Genomic DNA, 24,815 nt, shown 5'->3' with positions numbered 1-24,815 from the left:
CGTGTCATTGATTATTTAGATAACGATTGATTTTTTATAGATGACGCAACTGAATCGAAAGGGTGATGCTGTTGAAAGAATTAAAAATAACACAATTGTCTAAAACGTATGGGACAAAAGTTTTACTTGAGCAAATTGATTGGGCGATACGGACAGGGCAACGAGTGGGGTTAATCGGCCCTAATGGAACGGGCAAAAGTTCCTTTTTAAAAGTATTAGCTGGTATTGATAATTATGATACTGGTGAGATAACTAAACCAAATGATTACACGATTGCTTATTTAGATCAAAATCCCCAATTAGAGCCGACTAAGACAATATTAGAAACAGTCTACGATAGCCAAGCGAAAGATATTCAATTGTTGCTGCAATATGAGCAGTTACGCACACAATTAGAGGCTGACCCTACGAATAATACCTTGCTTACTCGTTTTACTAAAATGAGCGATGAGATGACCTTGCATAATGTATGGGACGTGGAAGTGCGTGCAAAATCAATTTTATCGCAACTTGGTTTAGTGGATTTAACACGTATTGTTGGTGAATGTTCTGGTGGGGAACAAAAACGAATTGGGATTGCCCAAGTTTTAATTGAGCAACCGGATTTATTGATTTTAGACGAGCCGACTAACCATTTGGACGTTAAAAGCGTACAGTGGTTAGAAAAATATTTGGCAAATTATCAAGGTGCATTGCTCTTAGTAACCCATGACCGTTATTTCTTAGAGCGTTCGGTTAATCACATTGTCGAATTGCGTTTTGGAAAATTAACAGCTTATGAGGGAAATTATGAAACATATTTGACAAAACGTGCTGAGCAAGCTGAGATTCAACAACGAACTCAGGAAAAGCAAGATAAGCTATTCCAACAAGAATTAGCATGGATGCGTAAAGGAGCAAAAGCTCGTACAACGAAACAACAAGCACGTATCGACCGTTTCCATGACTTAAAATCAACGATTGCATCACGCAATCAAGAAGTGGACGGCATTGAGTTTAATTTTCAACAACAACGAATCGGTAATCGGATTATTGACATGGAAAATGTGTCGGTTTCGATTAATAATCAATCAGTTATTCGTGATTTTACAAAGAATTTTGTCAAAGGTGAACGTATCGGTATTATCGGTGAAAATGGTGTTGGTAAAACGACTTTCTTAAATACGATTGCTGGTATGCACTCGATTGATAGTGGAACGTATGAAATGGGTCAAACGGTGCGTTTAGCCTATTACCGTCAGTTAGACCAAGATTTACCTGGCGATGTGCGTGTGTTAGCGTATTTGACGAAGATTGCTGATAATTTTAAACGTGAAGACGGTTCGCTTGTTAGTGCGTCACAATTATTGGAGCAATTTAATTTTCCACGTAATACGCATGGCAGTGAAATTCGTACACTCTCTGGCGGCGAACGTCGTCGTTTGTATTTGTTATCTTTATTGATTCAACAGCCAAATGTATTGTTACTTGATGAGCCGACAAATGATTTGGATATTGATACTTTAACCGTTTTAGAAGATTATTTGGCGACCTTTGAGGGTGTTGTGGTGGTTGTATCGCATGACCGATATTTTTTAGATAAAACGGTTGATCAATTACTCGATATTCAAGGACAAGGTGCTTATACTGTTTCTTGGGGTAATTATTCGGATTATCTCGAACGTGCAGAGAGCCAACCGGTTGAAAAAGCAAAACCAGTGGTAGAAAAAAGTGCCGAACCGGAAAAAGTGAGTGTACCAGCTAAAAAATTAAGCTATCACGAGAAAAAAGAGTGGGCAGAATTACCGAATAAAATTACTAAGCTAGAAGTGCGTTTAGAAGAAATTCAAGCAGAAATGAACAAGCCGAGCAGCGATGCTGGTAAATTAATGGATTTACAACGTGAACTGGAAGAAAAGGAAGAGGCATTAATGGCTCTATATGAACGCCAAGAAGAATTGGCTGAACGTGCGTAAATCGTGTGATGACAAAAATAATGGAATATAAGGAGTAAAGAATGCAAGTATATCAACAACTCGTATCAGATATTTTAACGAAAGGGCATTTTAAAAGTGACCGTACTGGAGTCGGAACGTATAGTTTATTCGGCTATCAAATGCGTTTTAATTTAGCAGACGGTTTTCCTATGGTTACGAGTAAAAGAGTGCCATTTGGATTAATCAAAAGTGAATTATTATGGTTTTTGCGTGGCGATACAAATATTCGCTATTTATTAGAGCATAACAATCATATTTGGGACGAGTGGGCATTTGAACGATATGTAAAAAGTGCTGACTATCAAGGGCCGAATATGGATAATTTTGGCGTGCGAGTATTAGAAGATGATGCGTTTCGTCAAGTGTATGAACAAGAAATGGCTGCGTTCCAACAACGGATTTTAGAAGATGATGATTTTGCAGCCCAATATGGAGAATTAGGCGATGTTTATGGCAAGCAATGGCGTGCGTGGCAATTGCGTAATGGCGAAACATTGGATCAAATCTCTCAAGTGATTGAGCAGATTAAAAAAAATCCTGATTCAAGACGCTTAATTGTGTCGGCTTGGAATCCCGAAGATGTGCCTAATATGGCATTGCCACCTTGTCATTCATTGTTCCAATTTTATGTGCAAGACGGTAAATTAAGTTGCCAACTGTATCAACGCAGTGCTGATGTTTTTTTAGGTGTTCCCTTTAATATCGCAAGTTATGCGTTATTGATTCATTTAATCGCTCGTGAAACAGGCTTGCAAGTGGGAGAATTTATTCATACATTAGGAGATGCCCATTTGTATGCGAATCATGTGGAGCAAGCAAAATTATTATTAAGCCGCACACCACGTGAATTACCGAAACTTATTATCGACGGCGATGCACCGATAGACCAAATTGATGCAGCAGCGATTCGTTTAGACGGCTATGAACCTCATCCGACGATTAAAGCACCGATAGCAGTGTAGTGCTCCAATCAAGTCAATACAAGGGAGGGCAGTCATGCAAGCATATATTCAGGAATTACAAAATCCAATACAAGCACAACAGTTACAACAAATTTATGATTTAATTCAAACAGAATTTCCTAAGCTAGAGTATGCTGTCAAGTGGAATCAACCAATGTTTCTTGACCATGGCACATATATTATCGGGTTTAGTGTATCCAAGCACTATGTTAATGTCGCACCAGAAATAGCGACTATGGAACATTTTGCAGCAGAGATACAAGCCAGACAGTATGCGACGACTAAAAATTATTTGAAATTAGGGGCAACGGATACGGTTGATTTAGATTTAATTCGTCGCATGATTGCGTTTAATATTGAGGAAAAGAAAGATTATCAAAAGTTTTGGCGGTAGGGGAGAATGCTATGGAATCACTGCAACGGAAATTATCATTGAATCGTTATCAGCATATCGTTTTAGTCAATGAAAATGAACATAGTCCAGAGTTGAGTGACTTAAATTTAGACCGAGAGTTTAGTTGGCAAATGCAATATGATTGCGTGTTGTTGCACGTATTTTCATTGACGGAGATGAAAGAGCAACTCTATCGTTTACATGAACATCAGACATTGCGAGAGGGTGGTGTCTGTTATCTAATGTATCCTAAACTCAACAATGGTATTTATCCAGGTATTCATCGTGACCATTTGTTTCCAGCTTTAGAAGTAGATGATGCGTTAGGATTTTTACCGGGAACGCATTATAAGTTTAATCGCATGGTGAGCTTGAACGCTGTGTGGACAATTATTGGGATTAAACATGCATCTGCCAAGGAGTTGGAACGTTTATCACGTCAATCGGATACTAAGCCGAGCGGACGTGTGGCAGATTATGTACAATATGAGTCCGATTTGTTGCAGCGATTAACGTCAGAAGAACAAATGCGATTTAAACAGTTAACACCGGGTAGACAAAGACAGTGGTTACGGCATCTTTATAGTGCTAAGACACAACCGACTAAAGACAAACGTTTGAATGAATTACAAAATAGTTTGTCAGCAGAAAGCAGGGACGAAAAATGATTACATTTATCTATGCGCAAGATGAGCAAGGGGGCATTGGTTATCAAAATCAATTGCCATGGCATTTACCGAATGATTTGAAATTTTTTAAGGCTCAGACAATGGGGAAAACCATTGTTATGGGACGCAAAACATTTGAATCAATGGGCTGCCGACTGCTACCGGGTCGCAATACCGTAGTTGTGACACGAGATACGTCTTATAAGCAAGAGATTGTAGGTTTGACAGTATTGTCAACTGTCGATGAAGTGCTACGAATGAGCGAACAAGAGCCACTCATGGTTATCGGTGGAGCACAATTATTCAATACACTATTGCCGTATGCTGATTGTGTGATTCGCACGCAAATTAAGGCGGTATTTGACAGTGATGTGTTTATGCCGGAATTGGATGCTACAAAATGGCATTGTGAAAAAATTGAACAAGGAATAATGGACGAAAAAAATCAAATTCCACATCAATTCGAATGGTGGAAAAAGTGTGAGTGAGGTGAAATAATGAAAAAATTAATCAGTTTAGGCAGTGCGTTAGTATTGGTAGCATCGACGGTGATAAATGTAAATGCACAAGAAACCAGTCAACAAGGTCAATACATTCTCGAAGAAACAATTCAATGGCCAGAGATTTCGAATACTGGTGATTCTAGTCATACCAATCAGACATTGGACGAATTAATTGACATTATTCAATCGTCCAATGAACAAACGTCCATCTATTTACAAGTTGGCTCAGATATTTTAACGACCGAACAACAAAGCACACAGGTTTTACCAGCAGATAGTCTGATTAACTTATTTATTTTAGCAGCCTATTATCATCAAGTAGAAACTGGTGCGATTAACCCCAATGATAAAATTCAAGTAACTCCAGACGATATTGTAGAGGGTTCGGGTGCTTTAAAAAATTTACCATTGGAGCAGGACTATGATTACACAACCTTACTGCAATTGATGTTACAATCTCATGATTTAGCAGCGACTAATGTGATGATTAAAGCACTTGGTGGCATTGAAAAGGTTGATGAAGCAATTAAAAATCTTGGTTTTATTCAAACGCATTTGGCAGCACCAATGGGCGAAGAAATTATTAACAATCAAACATCAGCATCAGATGTGGCAAATCTCTTACTAGCCTTGTATCAAGATGTTTTATTTGAAAAGCCATATAATCAAGAGGCTTTGAAATTATTATCGCAACATGGCCCAGTTGGTATCGCAGTGACATTAAGTGCGTCTGATACATTATATGGGGCACTCAGCGAGCAGCTAGACGGTGTCAGTCTGCATGATGCGTTACTTTGGGAAAAATCAAAAGGATTTCCAGTTGTTTTTGTCGTTTTGACAAGTAATGAAACGAGTCGTGGTTTTACATTCGGCGATTTAAGTGAACATTTTATGCCATTAGTAAAGGAGGCACAATAATGTATAAAGATACACCTGTTAATCAAACTTATCACATTGCTGTTGATGATACGCATACTTTATATGTGGAAGAATGTGGCAATCCGAATGGTCAGCCTGTTGTCTTCTTACACGGTGGGCCTGGTGGGGCTATTAGTGAATTATCTCGACGCTTTTTCGACCCACAGTATTATCGAATTATTCTCTTTGACCAACGTGGTACTGGGCAAAGCACGCCATTTTTAAGTTTGGAAAACAATACGGTACTACACAGTGTTGGCGATATGGAAATCATTCGTGAGCAATTGGGGGTTGAACAGTGGTATGTGTTCGGTGGTAGCTATGGTTCGACTTTGGCATTAGCTTATGCGATTCATCACCCTAAACGTGTGCAACATCTCATTTTGCGTGGTATTTTCTTAGGGCGACAAAGTGATGTGGACTGGCTATTCCAAGAGGGAGCAGGCTACTATTATCCAGAGGAGTTCGAACAATTTAAGCAATTTATTCCGAAGTCAGAGCAAGATGATTTAGTACAGGCATATTATCGCCGTATGACGAGTGATGACGAGGCAATTCGTGAGGCAGCCTATTTGAAATGGAGCCAGTGGGAATCAGCAATTGTTTGCCTAGTACCAGATGAAACACTAATTCCGATAACAATCAGTAATGGAGACCGGTCAATTGGATTATTGGAGGCTCATTATTTTGCGAATAAAATGTTTTGGGACGAAGATAATTATTTATTAAATCGTGCTGAACAATTGCGAGAAATTCCAATGGATATTGTTCATGGTCGCTATGACATTGACTGCCGTCCGATTGGAGCGTATGAACTTAAAAAGGCTTGTCCACAGGCGAATTTGCAGCTAATTTCATTGGGTGGACACACTCCGTATGATGATGCAATGTTTGATGCATTGTGGCAAGTTATGGAACGTTTGAAGTAAAATTAAGAACTGATTATTCAAAAGAGGATGTTTGCGATTAATAATCAAGAATTTAAGAGTGAGTATACTGAAGAAAAAAGTAATTTAACTTACCAAATAAAACTAGATTTATGGCAAACTGCTTTTGGTTTACAAAAAGTAGATAATCTAACTCCGTCAGAATACATGGTCGAACCGTTAATTAACTTTTTTAAAACGGTAATACAGTACGAAGAGTATCGCTTTACGAGTTTAAGAATTTAATTTATCTTATTTGTTGTTATCCCCCACAATTGACAGTCGATTGTGGGGGATATTTTATAAAATAGTATCCATTACACTTTGTGATATTTTTCTCAATGTTGGAGTTTTAAAATAATGAAAATTTATTTAAAAAATGAAAATAAGGCTTTATTTATTGATAATATTGGATTATAATATATGATACAAGAGCAATTTAGTACAAATTAAATTGTGAAATAAATCACTAATTAAGGAGTGTTGATGATGAGAGCAGCAGTTGTAACAAAAGAAAGTAATGGTCGTGTTGAGATTGTTGAAAAAGAAACACCTAAAGTAGGTTATGGTGAGGCTTTAGTTGATGTCGAATACTGTGGTGTATGTCATACTGATTTGCACGTAGCACATGGTGACTTTGGACAAGTGCCTGGTCGTGTTGTCGGACACGAAGGAATTGGGATTGTATCTGAAATTGGGCCTGGTGTTACTAGCTTAAAAGTTGGTGACCGCGTGAGTATTGCTTGGTTCTTTGAAGGATGCGGTAGCTGTGAATACTGTACAACAGGTCGTGAAACGCTATGCCGTAAAGTGAAAAATGCTGGTTACAGTGTTGACGGTGGTATGGCAGAACAATGTTTAGTTACTGCTGACTACGCAGTAAAAGTGCCAGAGGGCTTAGACCCAGCTCAAGCAAGTTCGATTACATGTGCTGGTGTTACTACTTATAAAGCGATTAAAGTGGCTGATGCAAAACCAGGTCAATGGATTGCGATTTACGGTTGTGGAGGCCTAGGAAACTTAGCAATTCAATATGCGAAACACGTATTCAATGCACATGTTATTGCGATTGATATTAATCAAGATAAATTAGACTTAGCTTTAGAAGTAGGGGCTGACATTGCATTAAACGCTAAAGAAATTGGCGATACTGCTGCTTATATCCAAGAAAAAGTGGGTGGTGCTCACTCAGCAGTTGTGACGGCCGTTTCAAAAGTGGCATTCAATGATGCGATTAACTGCGTGCGTGCTGCTGGTAAAGTGGTTGCTGTTGGTTTACCGTCAGAAACAATGGACTTGCCAATTGTTAAAGCCGTATTAGACGGTATTGAAGTAATTGGTTCACTCGTTGGTACTCGAAAAGATTTAGAAGAAGCGTTCCAATTCGGTGCAGAGGGCAAAGTCGTACCAGTGGTTCAAACTCGTTCATTAGATGAAGTCAATGATGTATTTGAAGAAATGGAAAATGGAACGATTCAAGGCCGTATGGTTATTGATATGAAAAAAGGACACAGTGATTGTTCTTGTGGCTGCCATTAAGATAGATAATGAGAGAGATGAACTCCTATGAAATAGGGGTTTGTCTTTTTTTTAGTCCAAGTAACACAATGGAATGAAAATGGATGACAAGACAATGATTTGTAAACATTTTAAAAACTCAATTTTCTATTGAATACATTGGACAACTAGATTTTGAATGTGGAACAGAACTTATTTTGTGAAAGAATGTTCTAGCGAATTAATAACACATGGCTCATATATCCAATTGGAAGTGGCTTGCTTAATCAATTTTGAATTTTTTTCACAAAATGGCTTGATAAAAAATTAAGCATATTATATAATACCTTTTGTGAAAAAAATAATTATTGGAGGAAGAGATATGAAAAAGAAATTATCATATATTTTTGTTGCCTTAGTATTGGCACTTAGCGTTTTCACAGTATTTCCACGCTTACAAGCGTCATCAGAAGAGAAAGAAGATGCAACATCAGGTGCGTCTGCAAGAGAGTATACTGATCCGTCTGAATTGAAAGAAGAGTATGATGTTGTTATCATTGGTGCTGGTGGTGCTGGTATGGCAGCGGCAATTTCAGCTCACGATGCTGGAGCAAATGTTGCAATTTTAGAAAAAATGCCAGTTGCTGGTGGTAACACAAGCAAGTCTTCAGGTGGTATGAATGCATCTGAAACTAAATTCCAAAAAGAACAAGGTATTGAAGATACAAATGATTTATTCTATGAAGAAACATTAAAAGGTGGAAAAGGGACTAATGACCCAGAATTACTTCGTTATATGGTTGACCATTCTGCCGAAGCGATTGACTGGCTTGATAGTATCGGTATCACGCTTAATAATGTTACTTTCTCAGGTGGATTTAGTGTGGCACGTATTCACCGTCCAGCTGACGGTTCAGCTGTTGGTGGCTACCTTGTAAATGGACTATATAACAACTTAATGGAGCGTAATATTCCAATCTTTGTTAATGCTAATGTAACAGAAATCATCGAAAAAGACGGTGCTGCTGCTGGTGTTAAAGTAATGGTAAATGGCGAAGAAAAAACAGTTGCTGCTAAATCAGTTATTGTAGCATCAGGTGGTTTTGGTGCGAACATGGATCTTGTTACTCAATACAAACCAGAATTAGACGGTTATGTAACAACTAACCATGAGGGTGCAACAGGTGACGGTATCGCAATGGCACAAAAATTAGGTGCAGATACAGTTGATATGGAACAAATTCAAATTCACCCAACTGTTTATCAAGAAAATGCATTCCTTGTATCAGAAGCAATTCGTGGTGAGGGAGCTATCTTAGTAAATCAACAAGGTTCTCGTTTCTACAATGAAATGGAAACACGTGATAATGTATCAGCAGCGATTAATGGTTTAGAAGAGCAATATGCTTATATTGTATTTGACCAACAATTGCGTGAACATTCAAAATCAATTGATACTTACGAAAGTAAAGGTATGGTTGTAAAAGCTGATAGTATCGAAGAATTAGCAAAAGCACTTGAAGTGCCAGCAGAAAATTTGGCAGCTACAATCGAGAGCTGGAATAAATTTGTAGAAGACCAAAATGATACAGACTTTGGTCGTACAACAGCTATGGAACGTAATATTTCTCAAGCTCCATACTATGCAATTAAAGTTTCTCCTGGTATTCATCATACAATGGGTGGTTTGAAAATTAATACCAATACAGAAGTATTAAATAAAGACGGCAATGCGATTCCTGGTCTTTTCGCAGCAGGTGAAGTAACAGGTGGTATCCATGGTCAAAACCGTATGGGTGGTAACGCAGTAGCGGATATTATTGTATTTGGTCGCCAAGCTGGTGAACAATCAGCAGCTTTCGCAGCTCAATAATTTAGTAAATCATAAATTAGCACTTGAACTTCGGTTCAAGTGTTTTTTGAAGTATATATTGTTATTGCTGAGTGAAGTAGCTATATAAATTACGTAAATTATCGTTAAAATATCCATTCAATTTAACTTGACTAGTTGATTATTCGACCTGTTTATAATATAATATTCGTTGTAAAAAATATTTATTGGAGGGAAAGACATGAAAAAGAAATTGTCATATATTTTTGTTGCCTTAGTATTGGCACTTAGTGTTTTCACAGCATTTCCACGCTTACAAGCGTCATCAGAAGAGAAAGAAGATGCAACATCAGGTGCTTCTGTAAAAGAGTACACCGATCCTGCTACATTAGCAGAGGAGTATGATGTTGTGGTTATCGGTGCCGGTGGTGCTGGTATGGCAGCAGCGATTTCAGCTCACGATGCTGGAGCAAATGTTGCGATTTTAGAAAAAATGCCAGTTGCTGGTGGTAACACAAGTAAATCATCTGCTGGTATGAATGCATCTCAAACAAAATTCCAAGAAGCAGAGGGAATCGAAGATTCAAATGATAAATTCTTCGAAGAAACTTTAGCTGGTGGTAAAGATACAAATGACCAAGAATTATTACGTTATTTTGTTGACCACTCAGCAGAAGCAATCGAGTGGTTAGATTCAATGGGAATCACTTTAAGTAACTTAACAACAACAGGTGGTATGAGTGTTAAACGTACACACCGTCCAGCTGACGGTTCTGCCGTAGGTGGTTACTTAGTAGACGGTTTATATGCAAATGTTACTGAACGTGAAATTCCATTATTCGTCAATGCTGATGTAGTAGAGATTTTACAAGAAGACGGTAAAGCGACTGGTGTCAAAGTTGAAATCGGTGGCGAAACAAAAGAAATTAAAGCGAAAGCTGTTATTTTAACAACAGGTGGTTTCGGTGCTAACTTAGACATGGTAACTGAATTAAAACCGGAATTAAAAGGTTATGTTACAACAAACCAAGCTGGTTCTACTGGTGACGGTATTGAAATGGCTAAAGCATTAGGTGCAGCTGTAGTTGACTTAGAGCAAATCCAAATTCACCCGTCAGTTGAACAAAGCACTTCTTACTTAATTACAGAAGCTGTTCGTGGTGAGGGAGCAATCTTAGTAAATCAACAAGGTTCTCGTTTCTATAACGAATTAGAAACACGTGACAATGTATCAGCAGCAATTAATGGTTTAGAAGAACAATATGCTTACGTTGTATTCGATGAAGCATTAAAAGGTCGTGTAAAAGCAATCGCTAAATACGAAGAAAATGGTTTAGTAACGACTGGTGAAACAATCGAAGACTTAGCAGCTCAAATCGGTGCTGATGCAGAAACATTAAAAGCATCATTAGACACTTGGAATGAAGCTGTTAAAGCTGGTGAAGATACTGAATTTGGTCGTACAACAGGTATGGATTCAGACTTATCACAAGCTCCTTACTATGCGATTAAAGTAGCTCCTGGTATTCACCATACAATGGGTGGTTTGAAAATTAATACAAACGCACAAGTATTGAATGAAGCTGGTGAACCAATCGTTGGTTTATACGCAGCTGGTGAAGTAACAGGCGGTATCCACGGTCAAAACCGTATCGGTGGTAATGCTGTTGCTGATATTATCATCTTCGGTCGTCAAGCTGGTGCACAATCAGCAGCCTTTGTAGCTGAATAATTTAATAATATGGAAAAGCACTTGAATTGATTCAGGTGCTTTTTTGGTTGTGCCAGTATCTATTGTTCTTTATGCATCTAAATTGTAAAAATTATAAAAAAGACCAGAAAAATGTAAAAAATATATTGACAATAGAAAACGCTATCGCTATAATTAAATCATTAGGAAAACGTTTGCGTAAGTGTTGAGTTTTACCATTAAATAGCGTTGAATTTGATATGAGGGCAAAGTATTTCGAATAAAAAATTTTTTGGAGGTAGTCGCATGAAGAAATTTATGATGAAAAGTTTAGCTGTCTTAGTAGCAGCTAGCACTTTAGTACCCTTTGGAGCAGTAGCAAAAGCTGAAGAGGCTAAAGATGTATCGTTAACTGTTTGGGGCCCACAAGAAGACCAAACAGGTGAGCAATGGTTACAAAAAATGGGTGAAAAGTTCAATGAAATGCACCCAGAATGGAATATTAAGTTTGAATATGGTGTGGTACCGGAAGCAGATGCTAAAACAAACTTAGCGACTGATGCAGCAGCTGGTGCAGATGTGTATATGTATGCGAATGACCAATTACCTGATTTATTAACAGCTAATGCAATTGCTGAATTAGGTGGTAAAACAGTTGAAGACATTAAAGCTAATAACTCTGAAACAACTGTTAAAACAGTAACTTATAATGACGGAGTATATGGTGTGCCATTTACAGCGAACACATGGTTCATGTATTATGACAAACGTGTTTTCTCTGAAGAAGATATTACAAACTTAGATAAAATGTTAGAAAAAGGTGTGGTATCATTCCCATTGTCTAACTCTTGGTATATTGCATCGTTCTATGCTGCAAATGGTAATACAATTTTCGGTGACGGAACAGATGAATCTGCTGGTATCGACTGGTCAGGTGATAAAGGTACAGATGTAACAAATTACTTAGTAGACTTAGTGAAAAACAAAAACTTCCGTAATGATGCTGACGGTGTCGGAATTGCTGGTTTAGCAGACGGCTCAATCAATGCTATCTTCTCAGGTACATGGGATTACGATAATGTGGTAAAAGCTTTAGGTGAAGAAAACGTAGGTATTGCAGCTGCACCTAAATACACATTAAATGGCGAAGAAAAACAATTAAAAGCATTTGCTGGATCAAAAGCGATTGGTGTGAACCCTAACTCTGCTAATCCAGAAGTAGCTGTTGCGTTTGCAGCTTTCTTAGGTAGCAAAGAAGCACAACAAGCTCACTATGAAACTCGTAACATTATTCCAACATTCTCAGATATTGATATAAGTGGTAATGCATTGGCTAAAGCACAATCTGATGCAATGGAATTTGCGTCAGTTGTCCAACCTTTAGTAGCTGCTATGTCTAATTATTGGACTCCAGCTCAAACATTAGGTGACCGTATTGTAGCGGGTGAAGTAACTCATGAAAATGCAGCTGAAGTAACAGCAGCAACAAATGAAGCAATGAACACAAGTGCAGTCGAATAATTGAATCTCAAAACAAAAGGGAGTGAGCTAATGCTCTCTCCCTTTACATGAATTTAAGCCAAATTGACTAAATTATAGGAAAGGAGCAACTGAAATGTCGAACAAAACATCTTTGATTCGTGTTTTGGCTAATGGAGATGGTTGGACACGTTTGTCGGCACTTGTAATGGGTGTGGGACATATGATGCGTCGTCAAGTAGCAAAAGGTATTGGGCTATTACTATTACAAATTACCTTTATCTATTTCATGTTGACGACTGGTATAGAGAATTTACGTGCATTACCTGCATTAGGTGAGACGGATCAAGTTAAGGTTTGGAATGAAGCGAAGCAAATCTATGAATATCAAGCAGGGGATAATTCATTAATTATTTTATTAATGGGTGTGTTAACTCTATTTGTTATTGTTGCGATAATTGGTTTATGGGCAGCACAATTGAAGCATGCATATCGTTTACAATTGCGTCAGCGTGCAGGTAAGCCAATCAACAACTTGCGTGAAGACATTCGTTCTTTATTCAATGAAAAGTTACATGTAACCTTAATGTCATTACCAATGCTTGGTATTTTGGCGTTTAACGTAGTGCCACTTATTTTTATGATTTCAATGGCATTTACGACTTATTCAAAAGAAAATAATCAGTTGATTTTATTTGACTGGAATGGTTTAACTAACTTTTTCCGCGTGTTGAACTTAAAAGGAAATATCGGGAAACAGTTCTGGGGCGTCTTACAATGGACGATTATTTGGGCATTTTTTGCAACATTTATTAATTATTTCCTTGGTATGATGTTAGCAATGGTCATTAACCGTAAGGATACTAAAATGAAAGGGTTATGGCGTTTTTGTTTTGTCTTATCAATTGCAGTACCACAATTCGTATCGTTATTGATTATGAAAACAATGCTACAACCACAAGGTGCGATTAATGTTCTTTTACAAAATGCAGGATTGATTGACGGACCATTGCCATTTTTGACAAATGCGATGTGGGCACGTATTACAATTATTGTGATCAATGTGTGGATTGGTATTCCGTATACAATGTTGCAAGTAACGGGTATTTTGAAAAATATTCCAGAAGAATTATATGAGGCAGCTCGTATGGACGGTGCGGGTCCTGTAAAAATCTTCTTTAAAATTACGTTACCGTACATGTTATTCGTAACAACACCTTACTTGATTACGCAATTTGTAGGAAATATCAATAACTTTAACGTTATTTACTTATTATCTGGTGGTGGCCCAACTTATGTGGGTGATACTGCTGGTCAAACGGACTTATTAGTAACATGGTTATACAAATTAACGGTAGATCAACAATACTTCAACTTAGGTGCTGTTATTGGTATCTTAACATTCGTTATTTTAACTGTTATTACTTTAGTAACGTATCGCAATAGTAAATCATACAAAAATGAGGAGGCGTTTATGTAATGAAAATAACGAATAGTGCAAGAATGCGTAGAAAAATTACAAATTGGCTGATTCATTTATTGTTGGCAGCACTCTCATTTATTTGGATATTGCCGATTGTATGGATTATATTGACGAGTTTTCGTGCAGAACCAGGTTCTTATGTTAATAGCTTTTTCCCTAAGTCGTATACATTGGATAATTATGTGAAGTTATTTACTGACCATAGTGTATTAAACTTCCCTAAAATGTTTACCAATACATTAATCATTGCGATTTTTACTTGTTTGGTGTCAACATTCTTCGTGTTAAGTGTATCGTATTCATTGTCACGTTTACGTTTTAATTTCCGTAAACCATACATGAACCTTGCGATGATTTTAGGATTATTCCCTGGGTTTATGGCGATGATTGCACAATACTATATTTTAAAAACATTAGGATTAACGGAAGGGCAAATGGTACGTATCGCCTTAATTATGGTGTATAGTGCCGGTGCCGGTTTAGGTTTCCAAATTGCGAAAGGGTACTTCGATACAGTGCCACGTTCAATTGACGAGGCAGCGACTATCGACGGTGCTAATCAGTGGCAAATCTTTACAAAAATTACGATTCCATTGAGTAAACCAATTATTATCTATACTGTCTTAACAAGTTTTATGGGGCCATGGGTTGACTTCATCTTTGCGAAAGTGTTAATTCGTGCCAATAGTGACCAATTTACAGTAGCGATTGGTTTATGGAATATGTTACAAAAAGAATATATTCACCAATGGTACACAGCATTTGCTGCTGGAGCAGTTGTGGTGTCCTTACCGATTGCAGCCTTATTTATCTACATGCAAAAATTCTATGTTGAAGGGGTATCCGGTGCAGTTAAAGGATAATGGTTGCTTGACTATTTAGTAACAATGAAAATGTGAGAAACAAGTAAAATCTAATCGACTAGGTTTTACTTGTTTTTTGCGAGCACATATTTTCGAATAATGTGAGTTCTCAAGTTCTCCTTAATAAGAAAAATGATGATGTTGGGGAAAAGTCTAAAGATGACAACAAATATAAGGCTGCTTTTATTTGTTGTCAGACAAGACTTTTTTGCCAGTATCATCATTTTTTTCGTCATTGAGTGCTATAAATCAGTCAAATGGTAAGGCTTTATTATTTTATCATCTTAATTTTTTGATGACTGATTTGAGAATAATCAATTTAAAACATATAGGAGGCTAATTATGAGATACGGATATATTCGAGTATCGACAAAGGAGCAGAATGTGGATAGACAGCTAACTGCTATGTATGAAGAGGGGATTTCAACTAAACAGCTCTATATTGATAAAATTTCAGGAAAAGATTTTAATCGTTCAGCTTATAAACGAATGGTAAAACGTCTTAAAAAGGGAGATGAAATCGTGATTAAGTCTATCGACCGTCTAGGGAGAAATTACGATGAAATTCTTGAACAATGGCGTTATTTAGTGAGAGAGCGTGAAGTAGACATTCGAGTGATTGACTTAGAATTATTGAATACCAAGTCACTCGATAATAATGTTACTGGACGCTTTATTTCTGATTTAGTGTTACAAGTGCTATCCTATGTTGCTCAAGTCGAGCGTGAAAATATGTTACAAAGACAAAAGGAGGGAATTAGAGAGGCTAAGAAAAAAGGTGTCCGATTTGGACGACCTAAAAAAGAAATTCCGAGCAATTTTGAAGAGGTCTTTCAGCAGTGGGAATTACACGAATTGAATGTACGAGAGGCTGCTCGAATACTCGGTGTTGCTAAAACAACTTGTTATAACTGGTTAGTCGTCAGAAAAAATCAAAAAAAATGTACAAAATACTAGGACTTTCGGAATGCGCAACAAAAGCCAGCTTTTGGTAGTGAAGTGGGTATTAAAAGCTGACTCAGCTATTCCAAGAGTTTTAATTTATTGGCAAAATTAATATCTCAAACTTAGCTTGTATTATTCTATCATATTTGTACAAAAAGTTCTGCTTTTTGGAATGCATCGAAGCAGTTTGCTTATGTCAATTGAAATTTGACTAAAAACATCATCTGATTTGAATAGAAAAGGATGTATAAATTAGCTGTTTTATGAATTTCGCCATGTTTATTGGCTCTTTTTAATGGGAGAGGGAGATGATGAGTAGCTGATTCATATAGTAGATACTGAGGGAAAATATTATGAATAAAAGTTTGAGAGGATGAATGATATGTTTTTTAAGAGAAAGGATCGTTTTTCGATTCGTAAATTGTCAGTTGGAGTCTGCTCGGTAAGTTTAGGGGCATTATTTATTACAAATGTCGATACTGCTATGGCAGAACAATTGGACAATGTGGAACAAGCAGCAACGGTAGCAGAAGTCAATACACCTGTTGATGAATCTGATTCAGTTGCGAATGAAGTAGTAGAAAATGAAGTCGAACAGCCAGTAATGGATTCTAGTGATGAGGTTGAATCAACAGAAGTAACTGAAGAAGATACTTTAGTTTCAGAAGATAATAAAGATATTGATGATTCAGCGATTGAAGTAGAAGAAACTGTTGCACCAAAACGAGTGGCTGGAATTACTTATAAAGTATCTTATACAGATGTGGATACGAATGAAGTAGTTTATGCAAGAAGTCATTCAACAGCTGTTGAAACAAGCTTGCCAAAATCTGAAGCAGCCAGTGCCATTGTGACTGAAAAAAATGAATTAGATACAAATCCTGCACTTGCTAGTTGGGAATTATCTACTAATCAATCACCTGTTGTTGAAAAAACTGTATCTGAACGTGGTGGAAAGAACAATGTAATTAATTTTGACGTTGTAAAAAAAGCTGATGTAGTAGATGAAGAGATTGCGTCTTATACAGGTTTTCGTGCAGATGCTGGTGAGGAAAGTTCTACTTCTTCTCTATTAAAAGATGCAGAGAAGATTCAAGAGAATAATCAACCTAAAATTACAGATGATTATAGTGTTTCTGATCCAAAATCTCTTAAATATGTTGATCCAGTAGCAGGACGCTATTCATATGCCTACACAGGTTATAAAAACAATCCTGATGTGAAATATGTCTTATCAATTGATACTGAAGCTCCAAAAACTGGTGATAAAGCTCCTGTTATTTATGTGACACCAGTAGATGCTAATGGAAAGCCATTAGCTGAGGCTTTTGTTGCCGATATAAGTAAGCCGGGTAGTTCAAATCCATTTTCAACGATTGATAAGGCGAATCCAACTATTACAGTGGATTCAGCAGGTCAGATTACTATCTCTCCTATGCGTTCAGGAGTTAATAATGAAAATAAACATGGGATTGAAGACAATTTATTAGCAGCAAATCGAAAATCGACCGTATACTTAGATGAATTAGTTGTCGGTTCACCAAGTTATGCTGAGCAAATTACTAAGTATGTAGAATATAAGACCAATAAACCGCTACTTCCTGATTATACTCAATCTGGTTGGAATGGGTTTAACTATACAACGGAACCGTTTGATATTCCCGAGTACAAATTAGTCTCAGAGAATGAAAATAAAAATGGAATGGTGACAGAAACTCCAACGATTCTTGCAGGGGATACCACTTATACAAGATTGGTAGCACCATTAGCAAAAGGGCCGATGACCATTTATCGAAAAGTAGTGTTTGATAATAATACGGGACACGGCACTATGACAATCTATGTTAGTCCAAAAAATGCGAATAATCCCGAAGATGAAGCAACATTACCGACTGCTGAAGAGTTCTTTACTAATATTGAAAAATATAAAATTTTTGAACATAAGTATTATTTACCAGAAGCAGATATAGATAATGCAGCGTCTCTATACAATGCTGGTGTTAACCAGCTTGCTGCAGAGAAATTTAAGGCAGATTCAAGTAAATCGCTTGAAGACTATAAAAAAGAGATTATCGCTAATGATTTTGCGACAACAATTTCAGCTGATAGAGAAGCATTTTTTCATGCACCGATTGCTGAAAAAACACTTTCTGATTTTAAAGCAGAAGGAAATACGGACTATAAGTATATTTCAACTGTAAATAGTCGACCATTTGAGTCTGTTGGAGATTCTAATCATCGTACACCTTTCTATGAACCATTGATTAATGCTCGTGGAACAGTCACTGGTATTGCGACAATCCGTAATGGGTGGAAACAATCCGATACTGTGATTTACGAATATGCTAAAATTGAAAAAGTTGAGGCAGAGTACTTCGTAGAAAATACAAATACTCACTTGTATCCAGATCCAGCGGATTATGACAAAGAAAATCCTACGAAAAAAGAAGTGGCTAAAGACATTGATGGCCAGCCTTATGCAGATACGAATATTCCACCAACATTAAAAGATAAAGACGGTATTGTTTATGAATTAGTTGTTAATAAAGAAGGAGAACCAGTTTTAAAAGACGGTTCAGCTCCAGTAAGTGATAAGATTGCTTATGGTGGTGGACAAGTGATTCAGTACCAATATGCTGCTAAAAAAGGTGGCGAAGTAGTTGCTCAACATTTTATAGAAGGCACAACGACTCGTTTGTATCCAGAAGACAAGACAGATAAGAGCGATACAGTCGTAAAAGCACAAAATACACCAGTTGGAACGAAGTATGAAAATACACCACCAGCAACTTTGAAGGATAAAGACGGTGTTGTCTATGTATTAGTGACAACACCAGACGGAACACCAAAAGTCAAAGCAGGTTCAGCAGAGGCTACTGGTACAGTTACTGAAGAAAAACAAATTATTCAGTATGAATATGCTGTTCAAAAAGGTGGTCAAGTTACCGTTGAGTATGTGGATACAGAGGGTAACCCTATCCATACATCAGCAGAAGTAAAACCTAAAGATACACCAATTGGAACTTCGTATGATTCAGAGCCACAAAGAAAAAATACAATCACAGACCCTAAAACTGGTAAGACTTATAAGTTAGTGACCAAAGAAGGTAACTATCCAGTCGGTGATGTTGCCAAAGACGGTCACCTTACGACATCAACACTTAATAAACATGGTGTAGATGGTCCAACTGGTCAAGTAGGTAAAGAACCAAAAGTTATTACTTATGTTTACGAAGAAGTCAAAGGTGATGTCGTTGTCCTTTATCGTGAAAATGGTACAGGTAAGGCGATTACAGGTATCGGAAGTAATGGTAAGACAATTGGTAATGTAGCGACAGCTGATACTCAAGACAAAGAAGATGATACTGCTCGTCCTGAATGGGAGGGTGCTGTCATTGATACTCAAGCTACATCGACAGGGTCAGCTTATACAACCACTGATAATCGTCCAGAAACAATTACAACAGAAGACGGTAAAATTTACAAACGTGTCGAAAAAGTTGCTGGAAAAGAAGACGGAAAAGTTGTTGAGGGAACAACACGTATTGTCTACTACTATGAACTTCAAAAAGGTAATGTGGACGTAACGTATGTTGATACTGATGGTAATCCAATTGCACCGGCTAAAGAAGTCGCAAAAGATGCTGATACAGGAACAGATTATGATACAAAAACAGATGAATTAAAACCACCAACGATTACAACAGAAGACGGTAAGACTTATGAATTAGTACCAGCCGGCGAATACGGAGTAGGTGGTGTTGATGAGAATGGTCACTTAATAAGTTCTGCTCCAGTAGACGGTAAAGTAAAAGATCAAGACCAAACTATTACTTATGTCTACAAAGAAGTAAAAGGTGATGTTGTTGTTCATTATGTTGATGAATCAGGTAATCCAATCGCAGAAGATGTGACGGATACACCAGAAAGTTCAACTGGTACATCATACGATACAACGGATAACAAACCAAAAACAATTACGACTAAAGACGGTAAGACTTATGAATTGATTCCGAACAAGACAAAAGGTGGAGAAAACGGAACAGTTGTACCAGGTACAACCGAAGTAACTTATGTCTACAAAGAAGTAAAAGGTGACGTTATCGTTCATTATGTTGACGAATCAGGTAATCCAATCGCAGAAGATGTGACAGATACACCAGAAAGCTCAACGGGTACATCATACGATACAACAGATAACAAACCAAAAACAATTACGACTAAAGACGGTAAGACTTATGAATTGATTCCGAACAAGACAAAAGGTGAAGAAAACGGAACAGTTGTACCAGGTACAACCGAAGTAACTTATGTTTACAAAGAAGTAAAAGGTGACGTTATCGTCCATTATGTTGATGAATCAGGTAATCCAATCGCAGAAGATGTGACGGATACACCAGAAAGTTCAACTGGTACATCATACGATACAACGGATAACAAACCAAAAACAATTACGACTAAAGACGGTAAGACTTATGAATTGATTCCGAACAAGACAAAAGGTGAAGAAAACGGAACAGTTGTACCAGGTACAACCGAAGTAACTTATGTCTACAAAGAAGTAAAAGGTGACGTTATCGTTCATTATGTTGACGAATCAGGTAATCCAATCGCAGAAGATGTGACAGATACACCAGAAAGCTCAACGGGTACATCATACGATACAACAGATAACAAACCAAAAACAATTACGACTAAAGACGGTAAGACTTATGAATTGATTCCGAACAAGACAAAAGGTGAAGAAAACGGAACAGTTGTACCAGGTACAACCGAAGTAACTTATGTTTACAAAGAAGTAAAAGGTGACGTTATCGTCCATTATGTTGATGAATCAGGTAATCCAATCGCAGAAGATGTGACGGATACACCAGAAAGTTCAACTGGTACATCATACGATACAACGGATAACAAACCAAAAACAATTACGACTAAAGACGGTAAGACTTATGAATTGATTCCGAACAAGACAAAAGGTGAAGAAAACGGAACAGTTGTACCAGGTACAACCGAAGTAACTTATGTCTACAAAGAAGTAAAAGGTGACGTTATCGTTCATTATGTTGACGAATCAGGTAATCCAATCGCAGAAGATGTGACAGATACACCAGAAAGCTCAACGGGTACATCATACGATACAACAGATAACAAACCAAAAACAATTACGACTAAAGACGGTAAGACTTATGAATTGATTCCGAACATGACAAAAGGTGAAGAAAACGGAACAGTTGTACCAGGTACAACCGAAGTAACTTATGTTTACAAGTTGAAAGAAGTACCTACACCACCGGCAGATCCAGCTGAACCAACTGAGCCATGTAAACCGGAAGAACCAAGTGAACCAGAAAAACCGAGTGAACCAAGCGAGCCGAGTGAACCAAGCGAGCCAAGCGAGCCGAGTGAGCCAAGTAAGCCGAGTGAACCAAGTGACCCAGGTAAACCAAGTGAGCCAAGTGAACCAAGTAAGCCAAGCGAGCCGAGTGAACCGAGCGAACCAGGTAAACCAAGTGAACCAAGCGAACCAGGTAAACCAAGTGAACCAAGTGAACCAAGTAAGCCGAGTGAGCCGAGTGAGCCAAGCGAACCAGGTGAACCAAGCGAGCCGAGTGAACCAAGTGAACCAGGTAAGCCGAGTGAACCAAACAAACCGGCTGAACCAGGTCAACCAAGTCAGCCAAGTCAACCAACACCTGAAAAACCAGTAAGTAATGAAGTTCAAAAATCTTCTATGCTCCCAAATACAGGGGAATCAGATTCAATGATAGCTTGGAGTGCTGCAGCACTTTCAATCTTAGTTGGTCTAGGCTTAGTCGCAACTAGCCGTAAAGAAGACGAAGAAGTATAACATCAATTCGCAGCAATACGATTGTAGTTAAATCCTAACAGTATGAAGAACCGGCATTTGAGCCAACACTCAAATGCCGGTTCTTTTTGCTGCTTTCTTTCAAAAAAATTTTTCAATTTCATATAGATTTCATATTGGCGATATAAACTTTCATCATAGAGGAGGTAAGAAAATGTCAGTATTAAAAAGAGCATTTTTATATATTACAAGAAAGAAAGCTAAATCGTTGATTATGTTTTTCATCTTATTTGGGATTGCAACATCGATGATTGCCGGTTTTGCGATTCAATCAGCAACTAAAGAAACTCGAAAAACAATCAATAGTGCCATTGGTGCCAGTTTTGAAATTGGAGTCAATTTACAAAATAATTTTGGGATAGGTGATAGAGGATTAGGAAATGTACCAGGCTCAATTGTTGATAAAGTGAAAAGTATCGAAGGTATTACTTCTAACGATTTACGAACGTTATCGGAAGTAGATTTAATGGGACTGAAGAAAGTACCATTAAAGACAGAACATTTTTCTTATTCACCGAATCAAGAGGCTATATTAAAAACAATGGGTGACTTGCAAGGAAATGAAAATACTGAATTAGACAACAAATTTGTAGCTGGCTCATTAAAACTCACTTCAGGTCGACATATTAAAAAAGATGATGTCAATAAAGTATTAGTTCATGAAGAATTTGCAGCATTAAATAATCTACAAATTGGTAGTAAATTTAAAGTGAAAGCGAGTCCTTATCGCTCGGTCAATAAAGATAAAGTGTTAAACGATGAAATCGAACTTGAAGTAGTGGGCTTATTTACAGGTAGTAATCAAGATCGTGCAACACATGAAATAGAGTTAATCGAAAACATTTTAATGTCGGATATTACAACAGCAACTCAAATCAGTGGAAGTTCAAGAGAAACATTACCATATCAAGATGCGAAGTTTTATGTTTCAGATGCATCGAAAATGCCAGAGATTTTAGAAAAAGTAAAGAAATTAGATATTGATTGGTCAAAATATACGGTTACCACTTCTAATAAGAACTTTAAAACATTAACAACTTCATTAGATGCAATGGATCGTTTAATTAAGCAATTGATTGTAGGTTCAATTATTATTAGTTCAATTATCTTATCACTCGTATTAGCCTTTTGGATTAACGGACGAATTCATGAAACGGGTGTTCTATTATCACTTGGTATCTCAAAATCGAATATTGTGCTGCAATATATCGCTGAATTATTAATGATTGCGGTCTTTAGTTTTGGAGCATCTATTGGTTCAGGTATGTTAATTGCTCAAAAATTAGGAGATAGTTTAGTAAAACAAGCGAATGATGCTGGTAGATTAGCCCTTGGAAATACTTTAGGTGGTATGAATTTAGGAGCAGATGCTGAATCAAGTTTAATTGCTAAAACATTGGATTCAATCCATGTCACAATTGGTGCAAACGAATTTATGTGGGTATGGATTATGGGGATTGGTATCATCATTTTATCTGTCGGTATTTCTTCAATGAATATCATCAAATTGAAACCAAAAGAAATACTGTCAAAAATGAGCTAAGGGGGTGTTGGAAATGAGTATTATTCAATTGAAAAATGTAAGTTATGTGTATAAAGAGAGTGAACGTACACGAGTATTAAGTGATGTTAGCTGTGCCTTTGAACGTGGAAAGTTTTACGCAATTGTTGGAGAATCTGGTTCAGGTAAAACAACTTTACTATCTTTATTGGCTGGGCTTGATGAACCGACAGAGGGACAAATTATTTTTGAAGATAAAGATATTAAAGAAATTGGCTACACCTATTATCGAAAAAATGACATTACCATTGTGTTCCAAAATTACAATTTATTGGATTATTTGACCCCATTAGAAAATATCCAACTGGTGAAACAAGAGGCAGATAAAAGTATTTTGTTGAATTTGGGACTAAAAGAGGAGCAAATTAATCGCAATGTTTTGCATCTGTCTGGTGGGCAACAACAAAGGGTAGCGATTGCGAGAGCCTTAGTATCAGGTGCACCATTGGTCTTGGCAGATGAGCCGACCGGTAACTTAGATGAAAACACGTCCGATGATATTATTCAATTATTGAAAGCAACAGCTCATCAAGAAAACAAATGTGTCATCGTGGTAACGCATAGTAAACAATTGTCAGACCAAGCTGATGTTGTCTATCGTTTGAAAGGTATGAAATTGACGCAAGTGTAGTCGTTAGAAAATAACGTGAATAGAAAAACTGGTATGTAATCGAAATGATACCAGTTTTTTTGTTATAGATTCTCGGTTATTTTGCAGCAGCTACTAAGAAAAGTAAGGTTAAAAATAACAATTACTATTTGTATTTGTTATAAATAATATATATAGGAAAAAATGACAAGTTGATATTATTCTTCATTGACACTTTCTAGTTGTTATGTTAAGTTGAAGTCTGGTGCAGTTTATTAAAATGAATATTATTTTGTTTTAAACTGACCTAAAAGAATATATAAATTTAACAAGGCTAATTATTTGCCATATAAAAATATATGTGCTATATTCTTGAAAGTTGTTTAGTCGCTTATTGATAATTGATGATTTAGGATGTGATTCGTAATATTGAATTAATGATAAGGATGGTGGCACATCGGTGTGAAAAGGTTTTCTTAATCATTTGTTGTTTTGTCATTTGGAAAATGTCAATGAAATTATCTTAAATAATTTGATTACTTTTATCAGAGATAAGAATATTTTTCGAGTAAAAAAACGGTACCGGTTAACAAATTTTTATCATATATTCAATACTAAAAATGGGTTGAATTGCTTAAATTAGGTAAATATGAGTCACAGATAC

General features: G+C 37.0%; 17 protein-coding genes and 1 pseudogene. All 18 read left to right on the top strand.

Translation table 11 applies throughout. The features are described from left to right. The first annotated feature begins 71 nt into the window (after positions 1-71). The 18 genes and pseudogenes from JDW14_06035 (at position 72) to JDW14_05950 (ending at position 24,193) form a co-directional block, all read left to right on the top strand. Positions 72-1,955, top strand: coding sequence for an ABC-F family ATP-binding cassette domain-containing protein (locus tag JDW14_06035; GenBank protein ID QQD64893.1), 1,884 nt, complete (start codon positions 72-74; stop codon positions 1,953-1,955). Between the two features lie 41 nt (positions 1,956-1,996). Continuing rightward, entirely contained in the window at positions 1,997-2,938 is a 942-nt protein-coding gene (locus tag JDW14_06030) for a thymidylate synthase (GenBank protein ID QQD64892.1), read from the top strand. A 34-nt stretch (positions 2,939-2,972) separates the two neighbouring features. Further along, positions 2,973-3,332 (top strand): DUF1801 domain-containing protein, encoded by a 360-nt coding sequence (locus JDW14_06025; GenBank protein ID QQD64891.1) that lies wholly within the window; start codon positions 2,973-2,975, stop codon positions 3,330-3,332. An 11-nt stretch (positions 3,333-3,343) separates the two neighbouring features. Then, on the top strand, positions 3,344-4,000 hold the full coding sequence (locus tag JDW14_06020; protein QQD64890.1) for a YdeI/OmpD-associated family protein: 657 nt from the start codon (positions 3,344-3,346) through the stop codon (positions 3,998-4,000). Beyond that, a complete protein-coding gene (locus JDW14_06015) occupies positions 3,997-4,488 on the top strand; it encodes a dihydrofolate reductase (GenBank protein ID QQD64889.1) in 492 nt (163 codons plus the stop codon). The genes JDW14_06020 and JDW14_06015 overlap by 4 nt, the downstream gene beginning before the upstream one ends. A 9-nt stretch (positions 4,489-4,497) precedes the next feature. After that, a complete protein-coding gene (locus tag JDW14_06010) occupies positions 4,498-5,421 on the top strand; it encodes a serine hydrolase (protein ID QQD64888.1) in 924 nt (307 codons plus the stop codon). After that, positions 5,418-6,350 (top strand): prolyl aminopeptidase, encoded by a 933-nt coding sequence (pip, locus tag JDW14_06005; GenBank protein ID QQD66514.1) that lies wholly within the window; start codon positions 5,418-5,420, stop codon positions 6,348-6,350. Before JDW14_06010 ends, pip begins: the two co-directional genes overlap by 4 nt. A gap of 27 nt (positions 6,351-6,377) precedes the next feature. Beyond that, a complete protein-coding gene (locus tag JDW14_06000) occupies positions 6,378-6,593 on the top strand; it encodes a hypothetical protein (protein ID QQD66552.1) in 216 nt (71 codons plus the stop codon). A gap of 243 nt (positions 6,594-6,836) precedes the next feature. Next, complete coding sequence (adhP, locus tag JDW14_05995; GenBank protein ID QQD64887.1) at positions 6,837-7,886, top strand: alcohol dehydrogenase AdhP; 1,050 nt, start codon at positions 6,837-6,839, stop codon at positions 7,884-7,886. A 340-nt stretch (positions 7,887-8,226) separates the two neighbouring features. Continuing rightward, positions 8,227-9,717 (top strand): flavocytochrome c, encoded by a 1,491-nt coding sequence (locus JDW14_05990; GenBank protein ID QQD64886.1) that lies wholly within the window; start codon positions 8,227-8,229, stop codon positions 9,715-9,717. Positions 9,718-9,916: 199 nt separating this feature from the next. Continuing rightward, on the top strand, positions 9,917-11,407 hold the full coding sequence (locus JDW14_05985; GenBank protein ID QQD64885.1) for a flavocytochrome c: 1,491 nt from the start codon (positions 9,917-9,919) through the stop codon (positions 11,405-11,407). 264 nt (positions 11,408-11,671) lie between these two features. Next, complete coding sequence (locus JDW14_05980) at positions 11,672-12,886, top strand: extracellular solute-binding protein (GenBank protein QQD64884.1); 1,215 nt, start codon at positions 11,672-11,674, stop codon at positions 12,884-12,886. 47 nt (positions 12,887-12,933) lie between these two features. Next, positions 12,934-14,324: pseudogene (locus JDW14_05975) on the top strand (sugar ABC transporter permease). Next, a complete protein-coding gene (locus JDW14_05970; protein ID QQD64883.1) occupies positions 14,324-15,190 on the top strand; it encodes a sugar ABC transporter permease in 867 nt (288 codons plus the stop codon). Before JDW14_05975 ends, JDW14_05970 begins: the two are co-directional and overlap by 1 nt. Positions 15,191-15,532: 342 nt before the next feature. Continuing rightward, entirely contained in the window at positions 15,533-16,147 is a 615-nt protein-coding gene (locus tag JDW14_05965; GenBank protein ID QQD64882.1) for a recombinase family protein, read from the top strand. A gap of 370 nt (positions 16,148-16,517) precedes the next feature. Beyond that, entirely contained in the window at positions 16,518-21,983 is a 5,466-nt protein-coding gene (locus tag JDW14_05960; GenBank protein QQD64881.1) for a MucBP domain-containing protein, read from the top strand. A gap of 172 nt (positions 21,984-22,155) precedes the next feature. After that, positions 22,156-23,544: an FtsX-like permease family protein gene (locus JDW14_05955; protein QQD64880.1), complete on the top strand. Its 1,389-nt coding sequence runs from the start codon at positions 22,156-22,158 to the stop codon at positions 23,542-23,544. 13 nt (positions 23,545-23,557) lie between these two features. Then, positions 23,558-24,193 (top strand): ABC transporter ATP-binding protein, encoded by a 636-nt coding sequence (locus JDW14_05950; protein ID QQD64879.1) that lies wholly within the window; start codon positions 23,558-23,560, stop codon positions 24,191-24,193. Positions 24,194-24,815: the final 622 nt, after the last annotated feature.

The sequence above is a fragment of the Aerococcaceae bacterium zg-252 genome (assembly GCA_016237705.1).
Classification (GTDB): domain Bacteria; phylum Bacillota; class Bacilli; order Lactobacillales; family Aerococcaceae; genus Globicatella; species Globicatella yangjingiae.
Note: the sequence above shows the minus strand (reverse complement) of the source record. Positions and strands in the feature narration are given on the sequence as shown.